At 49.0% G+C, this 23,172-nt stretch carries 23 protein-coding genes; 18 read left to right on the top strand and 5 right to left on the bottom strand.

Annotation, left to right across the window (positions count from 1 at the left end; genetic code table 11):
* Positions 1 to 112: 112 nt before the first annotated feature.
* The 11 genes from yoaA to DXV75_RS13205 all read left to right on the top strand — a co-directional run bounded on the left by yoaA (position 113) and on the right by DXV75_RS13205 (position 10,357).
* A complete protein-coding gene (yoaA, locus tag DXV75_RS13255) occupies positions 113 to 2,026 on the top strand; it encodes a DNA repair helicase YoaA (RefSeq protein ID WP_115593952.1) in 1,914 nt (637 codons plus the stop codon).
* Between the two features lie 27 nt (positions 2,027 to 2,053).
* Positions 2,054 to 2,731: a tRNA (adenosine(37)-N6)-threonylcarbamoyltransferase complex dimerization subunit type 1 TsaB gene (tsaB, locus tag DXV75_RS13250; RefSeq protein ID WP_115593893.1), complete on the top strand. Its 678-nt coding sequence runs from the start codon at positions 2,054 to 2,056 to the stop codon at positions 2,729 to 2,731.
* An 86-nt stretch (positions 2,732 to 2,817) separates the two neighbouring features.
* Entirely contained in the window at positions 2,818 to 3,135 is a 318-nt protein-coding gene (locus DXV75_RS13245) for a hypothetical protein (protein WP_115593892.1), read from the top strand.
* A 152-nt stretch (positions 3,136 to 3,287) separates the two neighbouring features.
* Entirely contained in the window at positions 3,288 to 3,956 is a 669-nt protein-coding gene (locus tag DXV75_RS13240; RefSeq protein WP_115593891.1) for a Slp family lipoprotein, read from the top strand.
* A gap of 71 nt (positions 3,957 to 4,027) precedes the next feature.
* Entirely contained in the window at positions 4,028 to 4,867 is an 840-nt protein-coding gene (locus tag DXV75_RS13235; RefSeq protein ID WP_115593890.1) for an alpha/beta fold hydrolase, read from the top strand.
* Between the two features lie 137 nt (positions 4,868 to 5,004).
* Positions 5,005 to 6,657 (top strand): long-chain-fatty-acid--CoA ligase FadD, encoded by a 1,653-nt coding sequence (fadD, locus tag DXV75_RS13230; RefSeq protein WP_115593951.1) that lies wholly within the window; start codon positions 5,005 to 5,007, stop codon positions 6,655 to 6,657.
* 61 nt (positions 6,658 to 6,718) lie between these two features.
* On the top strand, positions 6,719 to 7,918 hold the full coding sequence (gene rnd, locus DXV75_RS13225) for a ribonuclease D (RefSeq protein WP_115593889.1): 1,200 nt from the start codon (positions 6,719 to 6,721) through the stop codon (positions 7,916 to 7,918).
* On the top strand, positions 7,918 to 8,214 hold the full coding sequence (locus DXV75_RS13220; protein ID WP_115593888.1) for a YcgL domain-containing protein: 297 nt from the start codon (positions 7,918 to 7,920) through the stop codon (positions 8,212 to 8,214). The genes rnd and DXV75_RS13220 overlap by 1 nt, the downstream gene beginning before the upstream one ends.
* Positions 8,215 to 8,223: 9 nt before the next feature.
* A complete protein-coding gene (locus DXV75_RS13215; protein WP_115593887.1) occupies positions 8,224 to 9,201 on the top strand; it encodes a lytic murein transglycosylase in 978 nt (325 codons plus the stop codon).
* A 2-nt stretch (positions 9,202 to 9,203) separates the two neighbouring features.
* Positions 9,204 to 9,869, top strand: coding sequence for a fumarylacetoacetate hydrolase family protein (locus DXV75_RS13210; protein ID WP_115593886.1), 666 nt, complete (start codon positions 9,204 to 9,206; stop codon positions 9,867 to 9,869).
* Complete coding sequence (locus DXV75_RS13205) at positions 9,866 to 10,357, top strand: YcgN family cysteine cluster protein (RefSeq protein ID WP_115593885.1); 492 nt, start codon at positions 9,866 to 9,868, stop codon at positions 10,355 to 10,357. The genes DXV75_RS13210 and DXV75_RS13205 overlap by 4 nt, the downstream gene beginning before the upstream one ends.
* 6 nt (positions 10,358 to 10,363) lie before the next feature.
* Here the strand turns inward: DXV75_RS13205 and DXV75_RS13200 are convergent, their stop codons facing one another.
* From DXV75_RS13200 to nhaB, 3 genes are all read right to left on the bottom strand, one after another.
* A complete protein-coding gene (locus tag DXV75_RS13200; protein WP_245953221.1) occupies positions 10,364 to 10,819 on the bottom strand; it encodes a GNAT family N-acetyltransferase in 456 nt (151 codons plus the stop codon).
* Between the two features lie 89 nt (positions 10,820 to 10,908).
* A complete protein-coding gene (gene dsbB / locus DXV75_RS13195) occupies positions 10,909 to 11,424 on the bottom strand; it encodes a disulfide bond formation protein DsbB (protein ID WP_115593950.1) in 516 nt (171 codons plus the stop codon).
* 25 nt (positions 11,425 to 11,449) lie between these two features.
* Positions 11,450 to 13,024, bottom strand: coding sequence for a sodium/proton antiporter NhaB (gene nhaB / locus DXV75_RS13190; RefSeq protein ID WP_115593883.1), 1,575 nt, complete (start codon positions 13,022 to 13,024; stop codon positions 11,450 to 11,452).
* 816 nt (positions 13,025 to 13,840) lie between these two features.
* Between nhaB and fadR the strand changes: the two genes are divergently transcribed.
* The 4 genes from fadR to DXV75_RS13165 all read left to right on the top strand — a co-directional run bounded on the left by fadR (position 13,841) and on the right by DXV75_RS13165 (position 16,556).
* Complete coding sequence (gene fadR, locus DXV75_RS13180; RefSeq protein ID WP_115593949.1) at positions 13,841 to 14,551, top strand: fatty acid metabolism transcriptional regulator FadR; 711 nt, start codon at positions 13,841 to 13,843, stop codon at positions 14,549 to 14,551.
* A gap of 173 nt (positions 14,552 to 14,724) precedes the next feature.
* Positions 14,725 to 15,105 (top strand): VOC family protein, encoded by a 381-nt coding sequence (locus tag DXV75_RS13175; protein ID WP_115593881.1) that lies wholly within the window; start codon positions 14,725 to 14,727, stop codon positions 15,103 to 15,105.
* A gap of 381 nt (positions 15,106 to 15,486) precedes the next feature.
* Entirely contained in the window at positions 15,487 to 15,849 is a 363-nt protein-coding gene (locus DXV75_RS13170) for a phasin-related domain-containing protein (protein ID WP_115593880.1), read from the top strand.
* A 104-nt stretch (positions 15,850 to 15,953) separates the two neighbouring features.
* The gene (locus tag DXV75_RS13165; protein WP_115593879.1) at positions 15,954 to 16,556 is read left to right on the top strand and encodes a hypothetical protein; all 603 of its coding nucleotides are present in this window, start codon (positions 15,954 to 15,956) and stop codon (positions 16,554 to 16,556) included.
* A gap of 43 nt (positions 16,557 to 16,599) precedes the next feature.
* Here the strand turns inward: DXV75_RS13165 and DXV75_RS13160 are convergent, their stop codons facing one another.
* Together DXV75_RS13160 and DXV75_RS13155 are read right to left on the bottom strand one after the other, a co-directional pair.
* On the bottom strand, positions 16,600 to 18,030 hold the full coding sequence (locus tag DXV75_RS13160) for a hypothetical protein (protein WP_115593948.1): 1,431 nt from the start codon (positions 18,028 to 18,030) through the stop codon (positions 16,600 to 16,602).
* Positions 18,031 to 18,103: 73 nt separating this feature from the next.
* A complete protein-coding gene (locus DXV75_RS13155) occupies positions 18,104 to 19,588 on the bottom strand; it encodes a DUF3336 domain-containing protein (protein ID WP_115593878.1) in 1,485 nt (494 codons plus the stop codon).
* A 254-nt stretch (positions 19,589 to 19,842) separates the two neighbouring features.
* Between DXV75_RS13155 and DXV75_RS13150 the strand changes: the two genes are divergently transcribed.
* Genes DXV75_RS13150 through DXV75_RS13140 form a run of 3 tightly spaced genes read left to right on the top strand, consistent with a single transcriptional unit; the run spans position 19,843 to position 23,166 of the window.
* Positions 19,843 to 21,048, top strand: coding sequence for a DUF445 domain-containing protein (locus DXV75_RS13150; RefSeq protein ID WP_115593877.1), 1,206 nt, complete (start codon positions 19,843 to 19,845; stop codon positions 21,046 to 21,048).
* A gap of 7 nt (positions 21,049 to 21,055) precedes the next feature.
* Positions 21,056 to 21,727, top strand: coding sequence for a TetR/AcrR family transcriptional regulator (locus DXV75_RS13145; RefSeq protein WP_115593876.1), 672 nt, complete (start codon positions 21,056 to 21,058; stop codon positions 21,725 to 21,727).
* Positions 21,727 to 23,166, top strand: a complete 1,440-nt coding sequence (locus DXV75_RS13140) for a wax ester/triacylglycerol synthase domain-containing protein (protein WP_115593875.1) — start codon at positions 21,727 to 21,729, stop codon at positions 23,164 to 23,166. The genes DXV75_RS13145 and DXV75_RS13140 overlap by 1 nt, the downstream gene beginning before the upstream one ends.
* The last annotated feature ends 6 nt before the right edge of the window (positions 23,167 to 23,172 follow it).

The raw sequence follows: 23,172 nt of genomic DNA, 5'->3' as shown, positions 1-23,172 counted from the left end.
ATGCAATCTCAGCGACTGCACCAGGCCAGGTTTGGGCTGAAAATCTGCAATAAAACACACGTTAGCCCAATAAAATGGCATAATGCCGCTTTTGATTTATTTGGGTACAGGCATGCCGTCCATATCTTCTATATTTTCCGCTGACGGGCTCCTTGCCGACGCTATAGAGGGTTTTTTGCCACGCCAGGCACAAACGGATATGGCCGAGGCCGTTCAGCAGGCGCTGAACAATCAGCACAGCCTGATTGTGGAAGCGGGAACAGGTACCGGAAAAACATTTGCCTATCTGGCTCCCGCGTTGGTAAGTAAAGGCAAGGCCATTATTTCCACCGGTACCAAAAATCTCCAGGAACAGCTTTACCATCGTGATCTACCGGTCATTAAAAAAGCATTAGCCAGTAACCGCAAAACCGCATTGCTCAAAGGGCGGGCAAATTATCTGTGTTTGCATCGGCTCGGCCAGCATGGTGGCAATTCGACGCTGGTAGAGAAGGAAGTGCTGGGGCAGTTATCTACAGTTCGAGCTTGGGCCAATACCACCAAGACCGGCGATGTGGGTGAACTGAAAACCTTGCCTGAAGATGCCAAAGTGCTGCCATTGGTAACGTCTACCGTGGACAACTGTCTGGGGCGGGAATGCCCGGATTATGAAGATTGTTACCTGGTCAAGGCCCGCCGAAAAGCGCTTGATGCCGATATCATTGTTGTCAATCACCATCTGTTTTTTGCTGACATGGCGCTTAAAGATACCGGCTTTGGCGAGCTGATACCTGAAGCAGACGCGATAATTTTTGACGAGGCCCATCAAATTCCAGAGATTGCATCTGATTATTTTGGTGAGTCACTGTCGAGCCGACAGATACAGGACCTCGCAAAAGACATTAATCTGCTTTATCGAACGGTGCTGAAAGACGCTGACCAACTGGACAAGGCAGCAGACAAATGCCGTCTGCTTGCCGCTGATCTTCGTTTGCTGTTCGCCGATACGCCGGCCCGAGGCAATTGGCAGGAAGCGCTGCAGCGAGAAGAGGTGCGCTCCCAGACCGACCGGCTTGCGGATGCACTGGGGGTGCTGCACGAAGTGGCCCGTTTACATATTGGCCGTGACAAAGACCTGGATAATTTGTATGAACGTGTGGTGCAGGCCCGAGAGCGACTCGACGCCCTGAGAGATGACCAGCAGCAGGGCGTGAGTTTGTGGTATGAAACCACCCCCAGACACATTGTGTTGCATCTGACACCATTGTCCATTGCAGCGAAGTTTCGTCGTTTTGTTAGTGAACCGCCGCGTGGCTGGGTGTTTACCTCAGCAACCCTGATGGTAGATGGCGGGTTTGAACATTTTCAGCGCCGTATGGGGCTGGAAGACGCAAAAACACTGGGTTTGGACAGCCCCTTTGACTATCAGCAGCAGGCCATGCTCTGTGTTCCCCGGTATTTGCCGGAGCCAAACAGTTTTGAAATGCGCGAGTGGTTGTACACTGTCTCCCGTCGTCTTATTGCGGCCAGTCGGGGGCGGTGTTTTCTGCTGTTTACCAGCCATGCTATGTTGCGGGATATTGCTGCCAGGCTGAGCCAGAGTGTCGATAATCCGCTGCTGGTTCAGGGCACAACAACCAAACAGGCGCTGTTGAGCGAATATCTGGCACGGGAGGACGCTGTTCTGCTGGGCACCGGCGCTTTCTGGGAAGGTGTCGACGTCAGGGGGAGTGATCTGGTTTGTGTGATGATCGACAAATTGCCTTTTGCTTCACCGGATGACCCCTTACTTCAGGCGCGTATTGAGGACGTACGAAAAAAGGGCGCAAACCCGTTTTCCGCGATACAGATCCCTCAAGCGGTGATCACCCTCAAGCAGGGCGCAGGCAGACTGATCCGCGATTCGGCCGACAAAGGTGTGCTGGTGATATGCGACAACCGCCTGGTTACCAAACCCTATGCCAGCACATTTCTGGGCAGTTTACCGGACATGCGTCGCACCCGGAGCCTGGAAGAGGTAGAATCCTTCTTGGCTACTATTGATTAAATTTACCTTGGACCCTTTGTAAGATTCATGAAAGCACTTGCCATTGATACTGCTACCGAAGCCTGTTCCGTTGCCCTTTATGATGATGGTTCAGTGTTGTCGAAGTTTGAATTATGTCCTCAGCAGCACAGTCAGCGATTGTTGCCAATGGTGGATGAAATACTTGCCCAGGCGCAATATAAGCTCTCGGATTTGGATGGCCTGGTATTTGGGCGTGGGCCTGGCAGTTTTACCGGTGTGCGTATTGCAACCGGCATGATCCAGGGCCTGGCACTGGCGACCGAATTGCCGGTAGTTGGAGTGAGCACCCTTGCGGCTATGGCTCAGCAGGCTTTTGCACTCGGGGATACGGGAGTAGTTGCTGCTGCCATAGATGCACGGATGTCGGAAGTGTACTTCGGGCTGTTTGCCTGCGAGGGCGGATTAGCGGTTGCGGTTGAGGAAGAACAGGTATGTGCGCCGGATTTGGCCGCAGAAATGTGTCGGTTGAAGTCGTTTCATGCCGTTGGTACAGGCTGGCAGGCATATCCAGCCTTGGAGCAGATTAATTCACATTCTGTCGAGATTTTGTATCCCGCGGCGGAATACATGCTGCCATTGGGCATCAGGGAACTGGAACAGGGTGGCGCTAAAGATGTCGAGTCAATCACACCTGTGTACCTTCGTGACAAGGTGACCTGGAAAAAACTGCCGGGCAGAGAATAAGTGCTGCATAAGGCCCGGGAGGCTCGATTTTTGCAGATGACAAAAAAGATGTTTGAACCCATCTGTGGGAATACTGTGATTTGACTATGGACATTTCATCGTCTGGCCAGATTATCCGGACCGAACAGGCCCTGAAGAAACCCAGGGCTGAGAATGTACGAAATAAAGCCCAGCAACAGCCGGCACCTGCCAGTGCTGCGCCGCAGGTTGCCCGCAATAATGAAGCGCTCAAGTCGACCGGTGATGAACAGGTTCTGAACCAAGCTCAGCAATTTCGCCAGCAGGCCGGGTACGATCAGCCGGATCAGCGTGGCCGCCACGCCATTACAGAATATCTGAGCCTTGAACGGGAATCCAGGCGAGAGACCATTCGTGAAATGCTGGGCGTTGACTTGTTTGCCTGAATACGGGCTGATTGCCGATTTATGGTTGTATAGACATCCTGCATTAACTACTACATCAAACCAAAATTCAGCTTTTATTCATTCTCAGATTCTATACTATGGGTAACGTATTCCTAAGATGTTACTCAGAGTCGCGAGCGGATAGCTAATTTATGTTTTACAAATACTTAATTCTTGTCAGCGTAGTGTTGTTCAGTGGGTGTGCCATTGTTCCTGACAGTATCAAAGTACCGGATGATACCCAGTTGGTGAGCTATACACGCGCCGTTACCCAAAGCCAGGCCGTTCAAGGGCAAACTGCCCGGTGGGGAGGCATCATTGTCGGCGTTGAAAATAAACCTCAGCAGACTTTGATTGAAGTGGTACATTTTCCTCTTAACCATTATGGTCGCCCCAGTACCCAGGCAGAGACAGTCGGGCGATTTAAAGCCAGAATCGACGGCTTTGTTGATCCTATTGTATTTGAAAACGGCCGCTCTGTTACTTTTGTTGGTTCAGTTGCTGCGGCAATTGCAGGCATGGTAGGTGAGCAACCTTATATGTACCCCGTGATCGATGTGACAGACTATCATCTCTGGCGCAAGGAAACCGTGTACGATGTGTCTACCCTGTATTTTGATTACGGGACAGGCTGGTATTCACCGTTTTATTATCCTTACTACGGGCCCCGATGGGGTGGGTGGGGCGTCGGTCATTCCAGGGTTCGGGTGATTGAAAGCCGTGGCCAGCAACCCGGAACCTCACGGGTAAAATCCGGTACGGTTCAATCCCGGCCCTCTGCCAATGTGCCACAAAAGAACCGGAGTCAGGAATATCAGTAGTGGTCAGATTTGGCCGCTGTGGCGGCTGAATGTTGCCGCTATAGCGGCAAAGTGATTCCGGTAATGTGCCAATGAAAGAGATTCGATACTCGGCAGGTCCAATCTCCCTTGCCGCCATTGATAATGGTGGAAAAGGGCCAATGATTCTGGGTTTACACGGCTTTTTGGATAATTCAGCCAGCCTTATTCCAATTATGAAACGTCTGGATGACTTTCATTTTGTTGCATTGGAACTGGCCGGGCATGGTAAGTCGGAGCACCGGCCTCCAGGTTGTCACTACGATCAGGCGGGGTATCTGCAGGATCTGTTCGCCGTAATTCAACAGTATAATCTCAAAGACATTCTCCTGCTTGGGCACTCATTGGGAGGGATCCTGGCAACAACATTTGCGGCATTGTTTCCAGAATTTGTGCGTGCTGTGATCACCATAGACGCCTGTGGGCCACTAACCAGGGAACCCGATACGACTGCATCACAGATGCGGGCATCTGTATTAAGCCGGGTTGAAAAACAGCGCAGTAAAGCCACAGAGGTGGACCTGGACCGGGCCATCCAGGCTCGTTGCAGCATCTCGGATATCAGGCCAGATCATGCCAGGGCGATTTTACTGCGTAATTTGAAGACGGATTGTCAGGGAAACCTGTTATGGGCCAGTGATCCAAGGCTTCGTACACTCTCCACATTGCGAATGACACAAGCCCAGGCAGAAAGCCTTATTCGTAGTATTTCCTGTCCGGTTTGGGTGGCTGGTGCCAGCAATAGCTTTAAGCAGTTAAAACAGGTTTACGCATCAAGAGCAGGTTGGCTGAAACAGGGTAGTTACATGGAATTCCAGGGCGGGCATCACGTTCACATGGAACAACCCGACGCCATAAGTCAGGCAATCCGTGATTTTGTTGGGCAAATGTAAAGAGTAACATTTATCTTTATACTCGCTTCCATTACTATACACGCCAGTAATCAGACCAGTTGAAAAACGCATTAACTGTGCGTTTTCTGGGCAAATTTCACTGCCCGGACAAAAAAATAAAAATGAAAGGAGGTTTTGTGGAAAAAACCTGGCTTGAGCATTATGACCCCAGGGTGTCGGCAGAAATCGACCCGGACCATTACTCATCGGTTGTGGACATTTTTGAGCAATCGGTAGCGAAGTATGGCGACAAGGTCGCCTACATCAATATGGGTCAGGAAATGACCTTTGCTGAACTCGATACGCTTTCAGGGCAGTTTGCTGCATATCTGCAGGGCTGTGGCCTGAAACGTGGCGACGCCGTTGCGGTGATGATGCCGAATCTGCTCCAGTATCCGGTAGTGATGTTTGGAATATTACGTGCCGGTATGGTGGTGGTGAATGTCAATCCTCTCTACACTGCTCGGGAACTCAAACATCAGCTCAGTGACTCAAGTGCCAAGGCAATAGTTATCGTTGAAAATTTTGCCTGTACGCTGGAAAAGGTTGTTGATGAAACGCCCGTTGAGCATATTTTACTGACCGCATTAGGTGACATGCTGCCTGCTCCTAAACGCTGGGTAGTCAATTTTGTGGTCAAACACGTGAAAAAAATGGTGCCTGCATTTCGTTTACCTGCAGCCAAATCGCTAATGTCCGCGATCAGTGCAGGTAAAGATATGAGCCTGGACAAGCCGCAGTTAAGTGGTGATGATCTGGCCTTCCTGCAATACACCGGTGGAACTACTGGCGTTTCCAAGGGGGCCATGCTTACACACCGTAACATGGTAGCAAACCTTGAACAGGTGTCGGGTATTTTGGCTACGGTAATTGAGCCGGGCAAAGACCTGGTGGTGACGGCGTTACCGCTCTACCATATCTTTGCGCTGCTGGCTAACTGCCTGCTGTTTTTAAAATTCGGTTGCCCGAATGTGTTGATCACTAACCCAAGGGATATGCCTGGGTTTGTAAAGGAACTCAGTAAATACCCGGTGGCCATCCTGCCTGGAGTGAATACCTTGTTTAACGGCTTGCTGAATACGCCTGGGTTTAGCGAGTTGGACTTTTCCCATTTCAAATTTGGTCTGGGCGGAGGTATGGCGGTTCAGCGTCCGGTTGCTGAGAAGTGGCAGCAGGTGACAGGGACTGTGCTACTGGAAGGATATGGTCTTACAGAATGTTCGCCGGTAGTGACTGTCAACCCGCCTCAACTGGAGGCCTACAAAGGCTCAATTGGCTTACCGGTGCCCTCCACCGATATTCGCCTGCTGGATGAAGAAGGAAATGAGGTGGCATTAGGCGAAGCGGGCGAAATGTGGGTGAAAGGCCCGCAAGTTATGAAAGGTTACCTGAATCGCCCGGAAGCAACCGATGAAATACTCAAGGATGGCTGGCTGGCGACCGGGGACATAGCCCGCATGGACGAGCAGGGTTATTTCTACATTGTTGATCGAAAAAAGGATATGATCCTGGTTTCTGGCTTCAATGTGTTTCCGAATGAAATTGAAGAAGTTGCTGCCATGCACGACAAGGTGCTTGAAGCGGCGGCTATCGGTGTTCCGCACGAAGTCAGCGGTGAAGTGGTCAAGCTGTTTGTGGTCCGCAAAGACGAAGGGTTAACCGAAAAAGAGGTGATTGCCCATTGTCGTGACCATTTGACCGGATATAAGGTGCCCAAACAGGTGGTGTTCAAAAATGAGCTGCCAAAAACCAACGTGGGTAAAATTTTGCGTCGTGAACTCAGGGATTGACGCAACTAACGGGTTGATTGATTGTAAGGAGCAGCCGGCCTAAGCCGGCTGCTTTCGTCTTATGGATTACGAACTGGTTAATAGTGATATACGGTTGAGAGAGGTCTGTGAACAGGCTGAGTGTTGTCCGGCAGTGGCACTCGATACCGAATTTGTGCGCACCCGCACACTGATGCCTCAACTGGGCTTGATACAGCTTTACGACGGTAAGCAGCTGGTGCTGATTGACCCTCTGGAAATCCAGGATTTTTCTCCGTTTGTCCACCTGATGCAGAATCAACGGGTGGTCAAGGTACTGCATTCCTGCTCGGAAGATCTTGAAACCTTTCTCGCGGCGTTCGACGTAGTTCCAATTCCCTTGTTTGATACCCAGTTTGCTGCCGGAGTATTGGAAATTGGTACCACTATGGGCTACGCCAAGCTGGTGGAAGAGTTGTGTGGTGTAATGCTGGACAAGGGCGAATCCCGCACAGACTGGCTTGCCCGCCCGCTGAGTCAGAAGCAGTTGGCTTACGCTGCGAATGACGTGCTGTATTTATTACCCGCCTTCCTTCAACTGGATGAACAAATCACACAGCACGGCAAGCGGCAGTGGGTGTTTGACGAGATGGCCAGCCTGGCCGAAAAGAAACGCGCCAATATGCCGCTCGAGTACGCCTATTTACAAGTAAAGAACAATTGGCGCCTTTCCAGTAAGCAGTTAAATGTTCTGCAGCATCTGGCCGCATGGCGTCTGAGTGTGGCCAGGGAGAAAGACCTGGCGCTGAATTTCGTGTTCAAGGAAAGTCAGTTATTTGAGGTCGCTCTGTACTTGCCAGCCAGTAAAGCAGCTTTGTCTCGCATACACGGTTTGCCCCCCCAAGTTCTTCGCAGATATGGTCAGACGGTGCTAAAAATAGTTGAGAGTGCACTTGAAGAGTTTGCGCAGATGCCACAGGGAGCTCATTTGCCTAGGGTGAAACGGCTGGTGGATGTCTCTCAGTACAAAAAGACCTTGGCGGCGGTGAAGGATATTGCTGCCTCGCTGGCAACCCAACAGGGCGTTTCGGCGGAAGTGCTGGCGTCCAAAAAACAGATGAATCAGCTCCTGAAATGGTGGTGGTTTGATATTGAAGAAACCCGCGCCTTAGGCATAATGCCTGATTTACTCAGTGGATGGCGTAGGGAGCTGTTCATGCCTGCCTTAATCGATTTGCTGGGCCCAATGCCCGAATCGGGAATACAAGGCTTGAGTCAGACCATAAAACAGGTGAACGTATAGTGTTATGTGCTGTTTATAAAACCCGTCGTAAGGAAGGTATGTACTTGTATGTACCGGGTAAGGACAAGTTTGAGCAGGTTCCCGAACCTTTGTTAAAACAGTTTGGGCAGCCGCAACTGGTGATGCTGCTGCCGTTGGGAAAACGGGGCGAACTGGCAGGCGTGGATAAAACTGTGCTGGAAAAAGCGCTGAGTGAACAGGGTTTTTATTTGCAAATGCCTCCCAAACAGGAAAACTGGCTCGCCGAGCACCGGCAAAGCTTGGGGGCATCAGCGCGTTCCGAAGACAAAAAGTAGGAGTAAAGAGTGCGAGTTTTTGTGCTTTTTTGGCTGTTGTTGGTTTCCTTTCCTTTACTGGCTGAGGAAAAATCTGAACAGGGGTTCCAGCATTATCTGCAAACGCTCCGCAAGGAAGCCCAGGCGCAAGGTTTTCAGGATAACTTCCTTGATGGCATGTTTGCGGATATTGCCTATCGGCCAACGGTCATTAAATCCGATCGCAATCAACCGGAACGCAAAATTACTCTGGATTCCTATCTCGAAACCCGGGTACCCGACTGGAAGGTAAAGCAGGCGATTGAACTGAGTACCAAGCACCGGGCTTTGCTAGAAGAAATCAGTGCCAAGTATAAGGTTCAAAGCCGTTTTATTGTTGCTTTGTGGGGCAATGAATCCAACTTCGGGCGCATTCAGGGGAGTTTCGATGTGCTGTCGGCGTTGTCATCATTAGCCTATGAAGGGCGCAGAGAGGCGTTATTCAAGAAGCAGTTTTTTGCTGCACTGCAAATTCTGCATGAAGGTCATGTCCAAAAAGCACAATTTAAGGGGTCATGGGCTGGAGCCATGGGGCAAAGCCAGTTTATGCCTACGTCTTTCCTCAATTACGCTGTCGATTATGACGGTGACGGTAAAAAGGATATATGGGCCAACGAAGCCGATGTATTTGCCTCAATTGCTAACTTTCTCTCCAAAGAAGGCTGGGATGGTGAAGGTACCTGGGGCCGTCAGGTGATCCTGACCCAGGGCTATGATGGATCCCACGGCGGTCTGGACAAAGACCACTACGTTACTCTGTCTACCTGGCAAAAGCGCGGAGTTAGGCGCTACAACGGGCAGGCCTTGCCTTCAAGTGATATTAAAGCTTCTCTGATCATGCCGGATGGCATTGATGGGCGAATTTATCTCGTTTACAACAACTTTCATACCTTGATGAAGTGGAATCGTTCCAGCTATTTCGGGATAGCCGTTGGCTATTTGTCTGAACGTATCAAACAGGGGAACTGATCGTGTATCAGCATCAAAGCCACATGGGGCAGTTAATCGATTTGCCGTTGGGAAAAGTGGTGTGTGTCGGGCGAAATTATTACGACCACATTCAGGAGATGCATTCCGAAGTCCCTTCTCAGCCCCTGTTATTTATGAAGCCTTCCGATGCCCTCTGTTCTCTGTATGAGCCATTGCAGATACCCACCAATAAGGGTGAATGCCATAACGAACTTGAACTTGCGGTACTGGTGTCTCAACGCCTGAAGTGTGCTTCAGCATCACAAGTGAAATCGGCGCTGTATGGAATAGGCTTGGCGTTGGATTTGACCTTGAGAGACGTTCAGGCAGAGTTAAAAAGCAAAGGTCACCCATGGGAGCGGGCAAAGGCCTTTGATGCCAGTTGTCCGGTATCCGGATTCGTGCCGATTGTGCAATTTTCAGACCTGGCAGATATTCCGTTTTCGCTTACCGTAAATGCTGAAGTACGTCAGCAGGGCAACAGTGGTATGATGCTGTACGATGTATTGTCTCTGATTGCATTGATGTCTCACGAGTTTACACTTAATCCCGGCGATATTGTTTTGACCGGAACCCCGAAAGGGGTGGCTTCACTCATCCAGGGAGATGAATTGGTTTTGACCCTCCCTCCGTATCTCGACGTCCATACCCGGGTAAGTTCGCTATGACTGATAAATTCTGGGAAACCAAATCACTGCAGGAAATGAGCGAGCAGGAGTGGGAATCCCTGTGCGATGGCTGCGGAAAATGTTGTTTGCATAAATTCATTGAAGACGAAGTAGATGCGGCGGCCCCTACAGATACCCTTAATCCTGAGGAACAGGTTCATTATACCAATATCGTATGCTCTCTTCTGAATACCAAAACCTGCTCCTGCACCCGCTACAGCGAGCGCACTCAATTGGTTCCCGACTGTGTCAAGCTTACAAAAGAGAATCTGAAAGACATTTTTTTCATGCCCACAAGCTGTAGCTACCGCCGGTTGTTTGAAGGGCGGGGGTTGCCATCCTGGCACCCGTTACTCAACCGGGGAAAGAAGGCGGCAATGCACAGAGCTGGCATGTCGGTGCGAGGTAAAACCGTTTTTGAAACGGACGTCGATCTTGAGGAGTTTGAGGACTATATTGCGCTCTGGCCTCTGGAGGATATTGATTGATTCGTGTCAGTCTGTCAGGCTGAAAAGCAGGGCATCTCGGCCGAATATTCGTTTTCGACACACACCTTCTTTTTCTGCGCCCAGTTTGATTGCTACTCTCTGGCTGGATTTGTTGCCGGGTTCAATCAGCAGTTCAATACGTTGCAGACCCATTTGCGAAAAGGCCAGTTTAACCAGAGTTCGGGCCAGCCCAACAGCCAGCCCTTTGCCACAGGCATCCGGCCTGATCCAGAAGCCCAGATTAGCGCTTTTGTGAACCGGATGAATGTAATTTATCAGGCCCATTCCCAGACAACGCTCATTATGCAGTAACAGATACGTGATCCCGTAACCCTGTTCACGTTGCTGCTTGAGGATTTCTATGCACTGTCTTGCTGCGGGTAACGTAACGGGGCAAAGCTCGGAGCCGAGCCAGGGGCGAACGTGATGGATAGATGCCTGACCTGCTTCACATAATGCCATGCTGTGTTTGTCCGCTACCCTTTGGATACTTACCTGATGTTCACCATTGGATAGCGGGGGTAACCTTGACGGCAGTGTTTTGAGGTCTATCAAAAGGGTTTTTTATCCAGCAAGCGACAGCTAAACACAATAACAAACAATAGTGCGTAAATTGCAAATATAACGCACATCCATTCTGCCATCCCCATAGACAGAAACTGCCAGCTGTCTTCGAGGCAATCACCGGTCGCAGCAAATATGGCTGGAAACCATTCGTGCAATTGTAGCCAGGACGGAAAATTTGGAACAATGTCACAGCTTGCAAAAAACGGATTGCTGGCGTTCAGAATTTCAATGTGCTCACGAGCGATCAGCCAGCCCCAGCCAGCGCTGACAGCCCAACCAGCGAAAGCCAGAAACCGGGTTATTCCGTTGTTGTATATCAGGACCATCAGCGCACTGAGCATGATGCCAAAAACCGCGGTGCGCTGATATATACACATGATGCAAGGCGCCAGCCCCATTTCATACTGGAAGTAAAGAGCACAGGCTTCCAGTATTAGTGTAGAGACAAACAGCAGTGCCCAGGATGACTTCTTCTCTGCCCAACGGCTGATAAACTGAATCACGCAGATGTTTCCTTACTTTCTTTTAGTGAGCTACTGCACCGGCAGCGGAGGCGCTGTGGTGATTGATCAGGTGCATTTCATACAACATATCCGTTGCATCGAGCAGGCCAAAGTAAGTGGCTGCCAGACCAACAAGGGTCAGTACAACGGTGTACGGTAATGCCATTACCACCATACGGCCATAGGACAATCTCAACAGCGGTGCTATAGCTGAAGTGAGCAGGAACAGGAAAGCCGCCTGTCCATTTGGGGTAGCTACGCTTGGCAGGTTGGTACCTGTGTTAATGGCAACGGCCAGCAGGTCGAACTGGTCACGGGTGATTTGTCCATGCTCCAGTGCAGCCATTACTTCGGTAATGTAAACAGAGCCAACAAACACGTTGTCACTTACCATTGAAAGCACGCCATTGGCTAGATAAAACATCACCAGCTGGGTTTTACCTTCGAATGACAATACCCACTGAATAACCGGGTTGAATAGTCCCTGATCGATGATCACGGCTACAACTCCAAAAAATACACACAACAGCGCCGTAAACGGCAGGGCTTCCTCAAAGGCTTTGCCCAATGCGTGCTCTTCAATAATGCCACTCATTGAGGTAGCCAGAACAATCACGGACAGCCCAATCAGCCCCACAGAAGCAAAATGGCCTGCCAGCCCGACAACCAGCCAAACACCAATCAGGGCCTGCACTGCAAGCCTGGCCTTGTCTCTCGGTGTGCGTTCATCGTCCATATGGCAGTCATAATCGACCAGAATGGCACGAACTGCAGAGGGGAGCTGTGCGCCATAGCCAAACAGCTTGGTTTTTTCCAAAAATACGGTAGTCAGTAATCCGCACACAAATACGGGGATGGTGATGGGGGACATGCGCAGAAAAAATTCGCCAAATTCCCACGTAGCCTTATCGGCTATGATCAGGTTTTGTGGTTCACCCACCATGGTCATAACCCCACCCAATGCAGTTCCCACCGCAGAGTGCATCATGAGGTTGCGTAAGAATGCGCGAAAGTTTTCGAGGTCGTCCCTGCCTAGTTCTTCTACGCCCCCGTCATGAGTATGGTCATGGTCGTGATGGAATTCCTTTCCGGATGCAACCTTGTGGTAGATGGTGTAGAAGCCCAATCCTACGCTAATAATGACTGCAACGACGGTAAGTGCGTCCAAAAAGGCAGACAAAAACGCCGAAGCGAAAATGAATGACAGGGATAAAACCATTTTGTTACGCACCCGAATCACCAGTTTGGTGAACAGGAACATCAGCAGGTCTTTCATAAAATAAATCCCTGCAACCATGAATACCAGCAATAACAGCACTTCCAGATTGACTTCAATCTCGTGAAGCATATGTTGTGGGGATGTCATACCGATAAATATGGCCTCGATTAACAACAGACCACCAGGTTGCAGAGGGTAGCATTTAAGCGCCATTGCGAGGGTAAAAATGAACTCAATTACCAGAGCCCAGCCTGCGATGTAAGGGTCAACCATGAATAAAAACGGGTTGAGGATCAAAAAAGCGATGATGGTTTTTTTATACCAGTCCGGAGCATGGCCGAGGAAATTTCGATACAGAGCCACAGGCAGAGTGTTCATGGTTTGTTATCCTTCTACAACATGTAGGCGCATAGACGACTTGATTGTTTTTTGATCGCTATGTTTTTGCGATGCGTATTTCAAGTTTTGCTCTTACCGGAAATTCTCCGGCAAACATTTTTTAAGCGATTAAGCCTACCGCAAAAAAAACGCTTGAGAAAGCCATTGGCAACACACAGTACGGCATTTCAACGCCAATTGCTTGCGCTTTAACCTGAATCGCACTGACAGTTTGAATTTGATGCCTGATTTGGAAGGGTTCAATCCATCTGTTTGCTGTTTTATCGGTGGAGTGGTTGACAGTCAAGAACAAAACACCTTCTGGCAGGCATTGTCCCCGCCTGATCCCTAATCAAGCCTCAGAAAGCGGTTTATTAAGAATATGCACTTTCCAATTTGTTTTTTATCCCGTATTGTGATGCATATACTCGAAAAGTCATTGTGTTTTAGGCGATTAGCGAACAGCGAAGTCGTATCCGGGGCTTAACTACTGGCCTTTTGGTTACTAAAAACATTCAATCCGGTTTGCTGGGAATGCGGATTGTTGACTGGGTTCTCGCTTTTAAGGATTTGTAACTCTGTATAAATCACGCCTTCCTAATGCAGAGTTAAGCAAAAAGGAATTTGCTGTCTTATCGCAAATTAAGATGCACTAGGTTGGTATTTCAACTAACAGCATTGATAACGTTGATAGCACTACGTTTGGCAACTTTAGCAGCAAAGTTAATACGTATATTAGCTATTATTAGTTTGTGTATTAGAATTTTCATCTGGTACAATCAGTTTGAAAAATAAGAACGTGCAGGCGAGATAATGATGATTTATAAGGCCCAGAGCCCAGCGGGTTTTGCTGAGGAATATATTGTCGAATCCATTTGGAGCGGCCGTTTCCCACCGGGAACCATTTTACCAGCGGAGCGCGAATTATCGGAGTTGATCGGCGTGACCCGAACTACGCTGCGCGAAGTCCTTCAGCGGCTGGCCAGAGATGGCTGGTTGACGATTCAGCACGGTAAACCTACCAAGGTGAACAATTTCTGGGAAACCTGCGGGTTAAATATTCTGGAAACGTTAGCTCGTTTGGACCAGGAAGGTATCCCTGAACTGGTTGACAATTTGCTTGCTGCACGAACCAATCTGAGCGCTGTTTTCATTCGCGGAGCCATCAGAAACAATCCAAAAGAGTCCGCCGAAATCATTGCCCGATACAAAGACGTCGAAGAGGACGGTCTTGCATTTGCCCAGTTCGATTATCAAATGAACCATGATTTGGCACTGGCATCAAATAACAATGTGTTTGTCCTCATGATGAACGGTTTCAGGGGGTTGTACTCCCGTATCGGTGGATACTTCTTTTCCCATCAGGCAGCCAGGGATGTAGCGCGCAATTTTTATCAGGAATTGTTGACGGTCGCCGAACAGGGAGACTATGAAGCAGTTCCACTGCTTATCCGTAATTACGGTATTGAAAGTGGAAAGGTATGGCAGCAGGTTAGGGACCAGATGCCCAAAGATTTGGTTGATTAAATTTAAACGACGAAAAGACCTCAGTTGCTGAGGTTTTTTTTTGCCTGTCAAATTATACGGCACCCGCATCCTATGTGCTCTATAGTTGAATAACGTGCGCAAGTCCTGGCACATAAAATTGCTTTGCATGCCAGGCAGGGTGGAATTTTGCATTAATTTGAGAGGGTAGAAAGATGGCGTCAAACCCGGTGGGCTGGTTCGAAATCTATGTTGAAGATATGCAAAGAGCCAGGTCTTTTTACGAAAGTGTTTTTAATGTCACGTTTGAGTCTTTGATGGACCCAACGGACGACGGCCTGGAAATGTGGACCTTTCCTTCCGATATGGAATCCTATGGTGCCACTGGAGCCTTGGTCAGAATGCCGGGCTATCCCGCAGGTGGGAACAGTATTATTGTTTATTTTTCCTGTGAGGACTGTGCAGTTGAGGAGAGCAGGGTTCCTCAATCGGGCGGGTCGGTAGTTCGAGCCAAGATGGCAATTGGTGAATATGGCTTTATTTCACTGGTAAAAGATTCAGAGGGCAACACTCTTGGTTTGCACTCGATGAAGTAATAAAGCATAGGGTGCGGATTTAAGGCTAGGGCCCGTTGATCTTTGCTGTTCGAAATTTGTTCTCTCTGAGTGATTTCAGGGCAAGACGAGAGCCATGAAGCTTAGTCAGCTAAGTATATGGCGAACAACGCAGCACTGGAATCACTCAGAGTGAACCCGAAAGGCAGCGTTTGTCGTGCTTTTCTGCTGCGTTAGAGACTGTTCATGTAGATGACTACACTTCACAGTCTCTGCCTTGCATAAATGCATGACAATTCGCTGCAAAATTGAACACCAAAGATCAACAGGCCCTAACTATCCTGATTAATTAGTATGCGATTTCTAATTTAAATGAATAACCTGACCTCAGTTTAGTGAATTCCAATACCAGGAGGAAATCCCATGGCCACGAAAACTGAAGCAATTAAATCTAAATTTTCTGAAGCTGAAGAGTTTGCCCGCAAAATTTGGTTAGCCGGTTTGGGCGCTTACGGCAAAAGTGTTGAAGAAGCAACGGGCCGTTACGAAAAGCTGTCCGCTGAAGCGAGCAAGATGTTCGATGAGTTAGTGAAAAAAGGTGAGTCTCTGGAAGACGGAGCTAAATCCAAGCTGAAAGAAACCACCAGTGATGTTGAGTCCAGAGTTAGTGAAGTGCGTAAAAAATTAGGTCTGGATGTTGATCACTCTGATCAGAAGATCGAAGAACTTTCTGCCAAGGTTGATGCATTGACTGACGCGGTTGCCAAACTGGCTGCAGAAAAGTAAAACCTGTCGCGGCAATGGCTTTTCCTGTTCTGACAGGCAAAGCCTTTCGTTACGGCAACTCGTAACGGAGCCGTTTATATGAATTGGGCAGAATGGAGTCATTGATGGCCAAAGAAGATAAACAGAGCTCACCGCTTGCTGGCTGGGTGGGAGCTGGGGCTGACCTGGTTGCCGCCCGCCTGGCGTATTTCACGGAGGTCGTGAATACAAAAATTAACGCTTCCCATGAACTTCTTGATGAGCTTCAGCACCGCGGTGAGGCTATTGATGCGCAACTCAGGATGACGTTAAAACCCTCATCATTTGTACATACCATCCAGGATTTAATTATGACCAATCCATTGCGTGCTCTGGTTCCCGGTTTGAAGAAATCCGTTTCCAGGCGAGAACAAAAACTGGCACTGCTGTCTGCAAAAGTCGATCTGTTAGTGGAACAGGTTGCCTTGCTCGCAGCCAAACAGGCACTGGAAAAAAAGCGCCAGACCAAAGTTTCATCTGTAGCAAAACGTAAGACATCCACAGCAAAAAAAGTCGCAGAGAACGCAGAGTCGGGAACTACTCCTAAACTGTCTGGTAGTGCTCCGGAGGCAAAAAAAACGACCACTCGCCGTGCAAGCGCAACCCGAAAAACCACGGCCAGCCGCAAGTCATCTACAACCGGCCCTGCATCTAAGGCGTCGTCAAAAGGAGAAGGGGACTCAGCTTAGTTTGGGCTAAGTCACGAAAAAGGCTTTTCGAGAATGCCTTTATTTAACCCTTGTTCCACAAGTTTTGGTGCTTTTTGGTTGCAAAAAAGTTACTTGGTTCCCAATAGCTGGGGATGAGTTCGTCAACGTCTTCCGGATTAAAATCTTTGGAAAGCAGGCTCATGATTTCCTGCAGCCGCTCACGGCCAATGCGCATCAGTTTTTTTCGGTTTGCCGGAAAGAAAAGATTGCTTGAGCGTCTGATAACTTCGTCACCACCAGATGAAATATAGGTGAGGTTTCGAGTAACTGCGCGGCATACCGGTTCAGCAGGATGTTCCGGGTTAAGCTGCGTGACAATCGCACACTCGTACTGTTCCCGCTCAAAACCTTTTTCGTTACGGGGAATGTAGGTGATGCCAAAACCCTGTGGGAAATAACCAACAATCTTTATAAAGGCTTCTGCCAGGGCTGCGTTAAGCGACCCTTTCTTAGCCAGTTGCTCAATTAGCATATAGCCTTTTGGCAGCGATTTACGCGAGTAATCCGGTTTGGTAGACAGTAAAATAGAAACGTAAATCTGTGGAATTTTCAGCAGTTCCCCAATGCCTGATTTTGACACAAAGGCGTCTTTAACCACTTCAATCATAAATTCGTTGGCCGCTTTGTGGCGGGCAATAAAGGCATCACGCTCGGTACGGTCATTGCCGACATAGCCCGGGATCCCCAAACCATTCTTCAGATAGTCGAGAGTGTAGTGATAGTTGAGTTTGAGCAGACGTTTTCGTTCGTCGTTGTCGAGCACCCGAAATTCATCTTTGTCACGGTCTTCTCCATGCAGGATATCCAGTGCGGTTGGGCTTTGCAGGCCAATGTCCTGTAATAGGGCGCCCATGACTAAAGGAATGGCCACTTCCTCCTGCCAGCGTTCACGCCAGTGACGATTTCCCTGATATCGACTGAGTGCTTCCCGATAGTTAAACAGATAGGGGTGACTGATGATTTCATCCGCAATCAGCTTATCGGTCAGACGCAAACCCAGCACCACTTTATAAAGTGGTTTCAATCTTTGGTGATAGCGCTGAAAATTGGGCACTGCGCCACGTGTGGTGAGCATGATGGTACCCAGAAATTTAGCACTGAGGTGTTGAGTTTCTTCGTACGTATCGCCTTCACTGAGTTCTAGGATCTGAAGCGCAATCTGGCGAATTCGATGCAATCGCGCAATTCGCTCGTCTTCGAGTTTTGCACGACAGGTTTTCAGCTTCCTTTTCAACTCATCAACCAGCGGCGTATTTTTATCGGCGGCCTGGTAGTCGTCAATTCGTGCTTTCAACTGCCGTATTTCATCTATCAGTGACGGGGTAACACCGAAATAATGCCGGGCATCTTCATAGACGGAACCAAAGCCTGAGTCTTTTGGAAATACTACCTCAATGATATTTTTAATTTGCTGGGTGTAATTGCTATCCGGACTGTTTATTTTTTTACTCAAATTCTTTACCTGCCAGCACCCGTTGTACTGCACAACCTCCGATCAACGATGGTAACAAGCCTCAATCCTGAAACTACGCCCGTAAGTTCGGGACTGCAGTAAGACGATTATGCCCTAACACCTGGGCTTCACGTTTTTTCAGCGAAGCAAGATAATATCGCAAAGTTTCGCTTATTTTTGTATTTCTTTCTATAACATCCAACTGAGGCCAGGTAGCTCGCTCACCGCTGCTGATCAACCGTTGAATACTTTGGAGGGACGGATTGGCCAATACTTGAGCCAGATTGCGCAGTTGTTTTTCAGGCAGGATATTGATATTGCCGACATACTGCTGATCGATGATGGAGCGAACTTTGTGGATTGCCAGCTTGGCACCCTTGTTTCCGACCAGACGCTCCAGAATGTCAAACGCATAGATACTGTTGGTCTTGGCAATTTGCCCCAGATATCGCATCGTCAGCCCGGATAGGGTGGCCGGGTTGATTCGGTTGCCGGAAAGAAAAGGCACTGCCAGAGGGTTGGTTTGGCTTACGATACTGTGATTGACGCCATAGAGCCGGGCCAGTCGGTCAAAGGGCAAATCCGCCATCAGCGAGCCGTCAGCAAACCGCCTGTTCGGGATATAGGGAACGATATCTCCCTGGGGGGTTTTGGCTCTTAACTGAACAGGGCTAAACACAACCGGTACTGCACAGGAAGCCCGAACTGCCTGGGTAATGATAGCGTTTGGCGATGTTTTGGCGTTCAGCAGGCGCGAGTGCTGATGCAAGTCCGCCGGGGAAACAGATACTGTTACGTGGCGCCCGGTTTTCTGAAACGCTTCTTCAAAGGTAGTCAGATCAAACAGCGAGATGAGAGTGTTCTCAAGCGCCTTGCTGTCGAACAGGCCTTTTTTGCCAAATCCCGACCATGTGCGCCAGCCTTTGAAATTTTCAAAAATAAACTCAGCGCTCAATGATTCCAGTAATTCGTCATGGGTTCGAGTGCCCAACATGGCGGCTATGATTGAACCCGCACTGGCCCCGGAAATTACCGTGGGAAGGAGGTTTCGCTCATTCAGGGACTTTACGACGCCACAGTGGAAAAATCCCAGTCCGGCTCCGCCTGAAAGCATCAGGCAACTGCGCCCGAAAGCGTGGGCGGTCTCTTCAAAAAACCACAGTTTCTGATAAAAATCCACCTGCCGCTCGTCGGACTGGTAGATAAAGTCCAGGGCTGTAACAACCTCGTTGATAAAAGTTTCTATCAGCCGTTTGGTTCCAATCAGGCAATGCCCAATGAGTTCAGGTGCGGCAATATTACCCAGGTTACCGTGCAGCCCTTCATGAAGAATGGACATCAGTGCCTGGCCATCTCCGTTGCTTCGGGCAATTTGCATGCGCTGTACGCGTTTGCGAATCAGTCGGTAATCGTAATCCCGGCAGGGATCTTTTTCTTTCCATTCATCCGCACCGGAGAGTGCATCATGGGCCAGACACGCTTCTTTATACTCCTGATAATTAAGAGCGTTGGCGAGTACGTTTTCGATTTCGTGAAGCTGACGGTTAAACAGCGGCATTCAGTACCTCATTAGGCAGACTGGCGATAACAGCAAGTTGCAGGATTGTGCGGCTTACCCTAATTTTTTAGGGGCCTGCAACATTGTGACACTCAGTGTAAAAAATGATTCTAGAAAGCACTACCCAATTTTTTGCCAAAGCGGGCGTAATGCGGCTTTAGTTCGCGGCTCCTAATCAAAAACGTTGATTATTGCTCGTTCGATCAGTAGCCTGAACCTGTATAACCACAAACAACAAGCAACCACGCGCGCTCATGGAATGGAATATTCACACACTGACCTTGCTGACGATCCCGTTGATCAGTGCCATTGTTGGCTGGGGGACCAATTATCTGGCAGTGAAAATGATGTTCTTCCCTATAGAATTTGTCGGGATTAAACCCATTTTTGGCTGGCAGGGGTTGATTCCGGCCAAACGGCGCCAAATGGCCGAAATTGAAGTTGAGCTGGTGCTTGGCAAGCTGCTGAGCGTTGAGGAACTGGCCCGGCGCCTGGACGCCGGAGCACTGACCCAGGCCATTCAAAGGCGGCTTAAGCAGGTTATCCGTAAAATTGTCAATGATGTGATGCAGGAGTCTGCGCCTCAGCTGTGGGCGTCCATGCCGGTTCAGGGAAAAAATCTGGTTTACCGTCGCATCGAAAACGACATTCCCAACGTTGTGCACAAAATGGTTGATGACTTTCAGCATAACGTGAACGAAATTCTCGACATCAAGGAACTGGTGGTTGAACAGCTTGTAAATTCGCCTGAGCTCATCAACGAGATTTTTCTCACCGCCGGTGCGCGGGAGTTTCCGTTTATAGTGCGTTCCGGCTTTTATTTTGGTTTTTTGTTCGGTTTGCCGACCATGATTTTGTGGCATTATTTTCAGGCCTGGTGGTTGTTGCCACTGGGTGGCCTGATTGTTGGTTACGCGACCAACTGGATTGCGATTAAAATTATTTTTGAACCCAAGAACCCCCATAAATTTGGCCCTGTAACGATTCAGGGAATGTTTCTGAAACGACAGGGGGAAGTGTCCAGGGTATATTCGGAAATCATCGAACAGAAGCTGATCAATCCCCGCAATATTACCCATGTCATCCTGCACGGTTCCGGCTCGGCACAGTTACTGGAACTTATTGAATTGCACGTAAATGACGCCATTGAACGTTATGTCGCTGTGGCCCAACCCTATTTCGCTCTAGGAGTGGGCTCTGACAACTATTACAGAATGAAGTCGCTGGCCGTTAAGCAGATTTTTGACAATTCGGAGAAGTACCTGCTTTATGCCTACGATTATGCCAATGAAGCGCTGAATGTGGGCGCTGATCTCTGCGCCCGGATGCAGGCATTGTCATCGGAGGAATTTGAAGGCGTATTGCGGCCAGCGTATCAGCAGGATGAATGGAAACTGATTGTAACCGGGGCCATGCTGGGATTACTGGCAGGTATAGCACAACTCTACCTCATTTGGTGATACAAGCATGAAAACAGCAGAAAGGATTCTACTGACTGCGCTGACGTTATTTAATGATCATGGTGAAAATAACGTCACCAGTGTTGATATTGCCATGGAACTGGATATCAGTCCGGGCAATCTGTATTACCACTTCAAGGGCAAGGAAGTGATTGTTGATGCCCTCGTGGAGCTTCACCGCCAGCAGGTTATGCCACTATTGGCAACTAAGCTCCAGCAGCAGGTAGGCGCGGAAGATCTGTTTTATTACCTCTACATGCTGGTTGAAAAATTCCAGCTGTTTCGATTTTTATACCGATGCCCTGCAGACCTGGCAGAGAAATACCCCACAATAAAAAAGCGCCAGAGGCAGCTGGTAGGGGCACTTCAGATGCAGTTGACTGGCATACTGACCTGGTTGATAAAAAATGCAGAGCTTGCCGTTGAAGATTCCCGGCTAAGCCTTCTGGTTGATTCATTGTGTCTGATTCTGACCCAGTCCTATACCTTAGATCAATTGCAGAGCAGGGAAGATGAAGACGCGCAGCGGTACCATACACTTTCAATGATAATCACCTGTTTACAGCCCCGTCTGACCTTGTCTCCTGAAAGCCAGACGCAGATTCAACGGGCCGTTGACAGTCATTCGTTGGCACAATTCAGTGCGCAGATGCAACAGCGACTTGAGGAGGGGAATTGATGGCCAAGACACTGTCTTTTTTGGATAAAAGCTTTTGGCTGGCCGATTCTGACGCGAACCCGAAACATGTGGCTTGCCTGCAAAGACTGGAAATGCCTGAGGGCGCCGATCCCGTGCAGTATGTGGTAGCACTTCACGCCGAAATGCAGAGCTTTTCCAAGGCATGTTCACCGTTCAACTGCCGGGTTAAAGCCCTGTTCAAGTACCCTCTGGGTTTGCAACCCGTTAAAAATATGAACATGCAGTACCATGTGCAGTTGCACAAAGTTGCAGACATCAATGATGCCAGGGCCATGGACAGTTTTGTAGCACGGATGCATGAGTCCAGAATGGACCCCGACAAGCCACTGTGGCAATACCATTTTATTTATGATGGTGTTTCGCGGCAGTATGCGATTTACATACGGGTTCACCATATGTACGGCGATGGCTCAACACTGGTTCGCTGGTTTCAGGCAGGTTATATGTCCAGGCCGAAACAGCAGGGTTTCACGCCGGTTTGGGCTATGAAGCGTCAACGCACCCGCAAACCGAGGGAAAAATTCCGAACCCGTCTGTGGCAGGGGATCTGGAACAACCTGCTGATGATAAGAGATTTATCAGTGATCTTTATCCGTTTGTTGCTCAAACTGGTTCACATTAACCCGCACTATATGCCGGTACCTTTTTCAGGCACGAAAACCGTGCTTACCGGGCAGGTTAAAGAGGGCAGGGCTGTAGCTACTATGGATCTCGATTTTACCCGGGTCAAAGCGCTCAGCCGCCGTACCCGGGCGTCAGCCAATGAGATTTTGCTATGTGCTTTTGATATTGGTGTGCACAGGCTCCTGCAGGACCACGGCCATGTGTTCCGCAAGGCACTGTACACCAATATGCCGATTAATTTGCGCAAACCAGGGGAGAAAACCACTGGCAATAAGATTGCTATTGTACCGGTACAGCTGGCTCACGGTGATCAGGATCCGTATTTACGGCTGAGACAAATCATTATCAATCACCGTATTGTTAAATACGCTGCTCAGCGTGCAACACCCGGGGCGTTCAGTGCGTATACCATAGTGATTCAGTTTTTTGCTCAGCTCTTTGAGTGGTGTCATGTGTCAGATTGGGTCAAGCCCATCGGCAACATTCTGGTTTCGAATATTCCGGGGCCGAAAGATTACCGATATTTCAAGGACAGCAAGCTTTTGTCCTGCTACCCAATTTCAACCATGACCCCAGGTGGGGGCGTTAATATTACGTTGATGACCTATGCGGGAACGGCAAACGTGGGCTTGGTGTGTTGTAATAAGTCGATTAAATCCTTACAGCCATTGGCAGAATATTTCAGTGAGGCATTTGATATGCTGGAAGCCAGCGTGGATGACCCAAGCCTGAGTATTGCAGATATTGGTGAGCACCTTGAACAAATGCCGATATCTATCGTCAGTGAACACTGAACAGGG

Origin of the sequence: Alteromonas aestuariivivens, from assembly GCF_003367475.1 — a bacterium.
Taxonomy (GTDB): domain Bacteria; phylum Pseudomonadota; class Gammaproteobacteria; order Enterobacterales; family Alteromonadaceae; genus Alteromonas; species Alteromonas aestuariivivens.
The sequence above is the reverse complement of the archived record's forward strand: the minus strand, read 5'-3'. Positions and strand labels throughout refer to the sequence as shown.

Bases quoted from the DNA above. Each gene is read 5' to 3' on its own strand.
- DXV75_RS13145 (WP_115593876.1), top strand. From the start codon at position 21,056: ATGAAAACAGCAGAAAGGATTCTACTGACTGCGCTGACGTTATTTAAT.
- DXV75_RS13240 (WP_115593891.1), top strand. From the start codon at position 3,288: ATGTTTTACAAATACTTAATTCTTGTCAGCGTAGTGTTGTTCAGTGGG.
- DXV75_RS13170 (WP_115593880.1), top strand. From the start codon at position 15,487: ATGGCCACGAAAACTGAAGCAATTAAATCTAAATTTTCTGAAGCTGAA.
- DXV75_RS13245 (WP_115593892.1), top strand. From the start codon at position 2,818: ATGGACATTTCATCGTCTGGCCAGATTATCCGGACCGAACAGGCCCTG.
- DXV75_RS13175 (WP_115593881.1), top strand. From the start codon at position 14,725: ATGGCGTCAAACCCGGTGGGCTGGTTCGAAATCTATGTTGAAGATATG.
- fadR (WP_115593949.1), top strand. From the start codon at position 13,841: ATGATTTATAAGGCCCAGAGCCCAGCGGGTTTTGCTGAGGAATATATT.
- DXV75_RS13165 (WP_115593879.1), top strand. From the start codon at position 15,954: ATGGCCAAAGAAGATAAACAGAGCTCACCGCTTGCTGGCTGGGTGGGA.
- DXV75_RS13140 (WP_115593875.1), top strand. From the start codon at position 21,727: ATGGCCAAGACACTGTCTTTTTTGGATAAAAGCTTTTGGCTGGCCGAT.
- DXV75_RS13205 (WP_115593885.1), top strand. From the start codon at position 9,866: ATGACTGATAAATTCTGGGAAACCAAATCACTGCAGGAAATGAGCGAG.
- DXV75_RS13200 (WP_245953221.1), bottom strand. From the start codon at position 10,819: ATGGCATTATGTGAAGCAGGTCAGGCATCTATCCATCACGTTCGCCCC.
- DXV75_RS13155 (WP_115593878.1), bottom strand. From the start codon at position 19,588: ATGCCGCTGTTTAACCGTCAGCTTCACGAAATCGAAAACGTACTCGCC.
- tsaB (WP_115593893.1), top strand. From the start codon at position 2,054: ATGAAAGCACTTGCCATTGATACTGCTACCGAAGCCTGTTCCGTTGCC.
- rnd (WP_115593889.1), top strand. From the start codon at position 6,719: ATGGATTACGAACTGGTTAATAGTGATATACGGTTGAGAGAGGTCTGT.
- DXV75_RS13150 (WP_115593877.1), top strand. From the start codon at position 19,843: ATGGAATGGAATATTCACACACTGACCTTGCTGACGATCCCGTTGATC.
- nhaB (WP_115593883.1), bottom strand. From the start codon at position 13,024: ATGAACACTCTGCCTGTGGCTCTGTATCGAAATTTCCTCGGCCATGCT.
- DXV75_RS13235 (WP_115593890.1), top strand. From the start codon at position 4,028: ATGAAAGAGATTCGATACTCGGCAGGTCCAATCTCCCTTGCCGCCATT.
- yoaA (WP_115593952.1), top strand. From the start codon at position 113: ATGCCGTCCATATCTTCTATATTTTCCGCTGACGGGCTCCTTGCCGAC.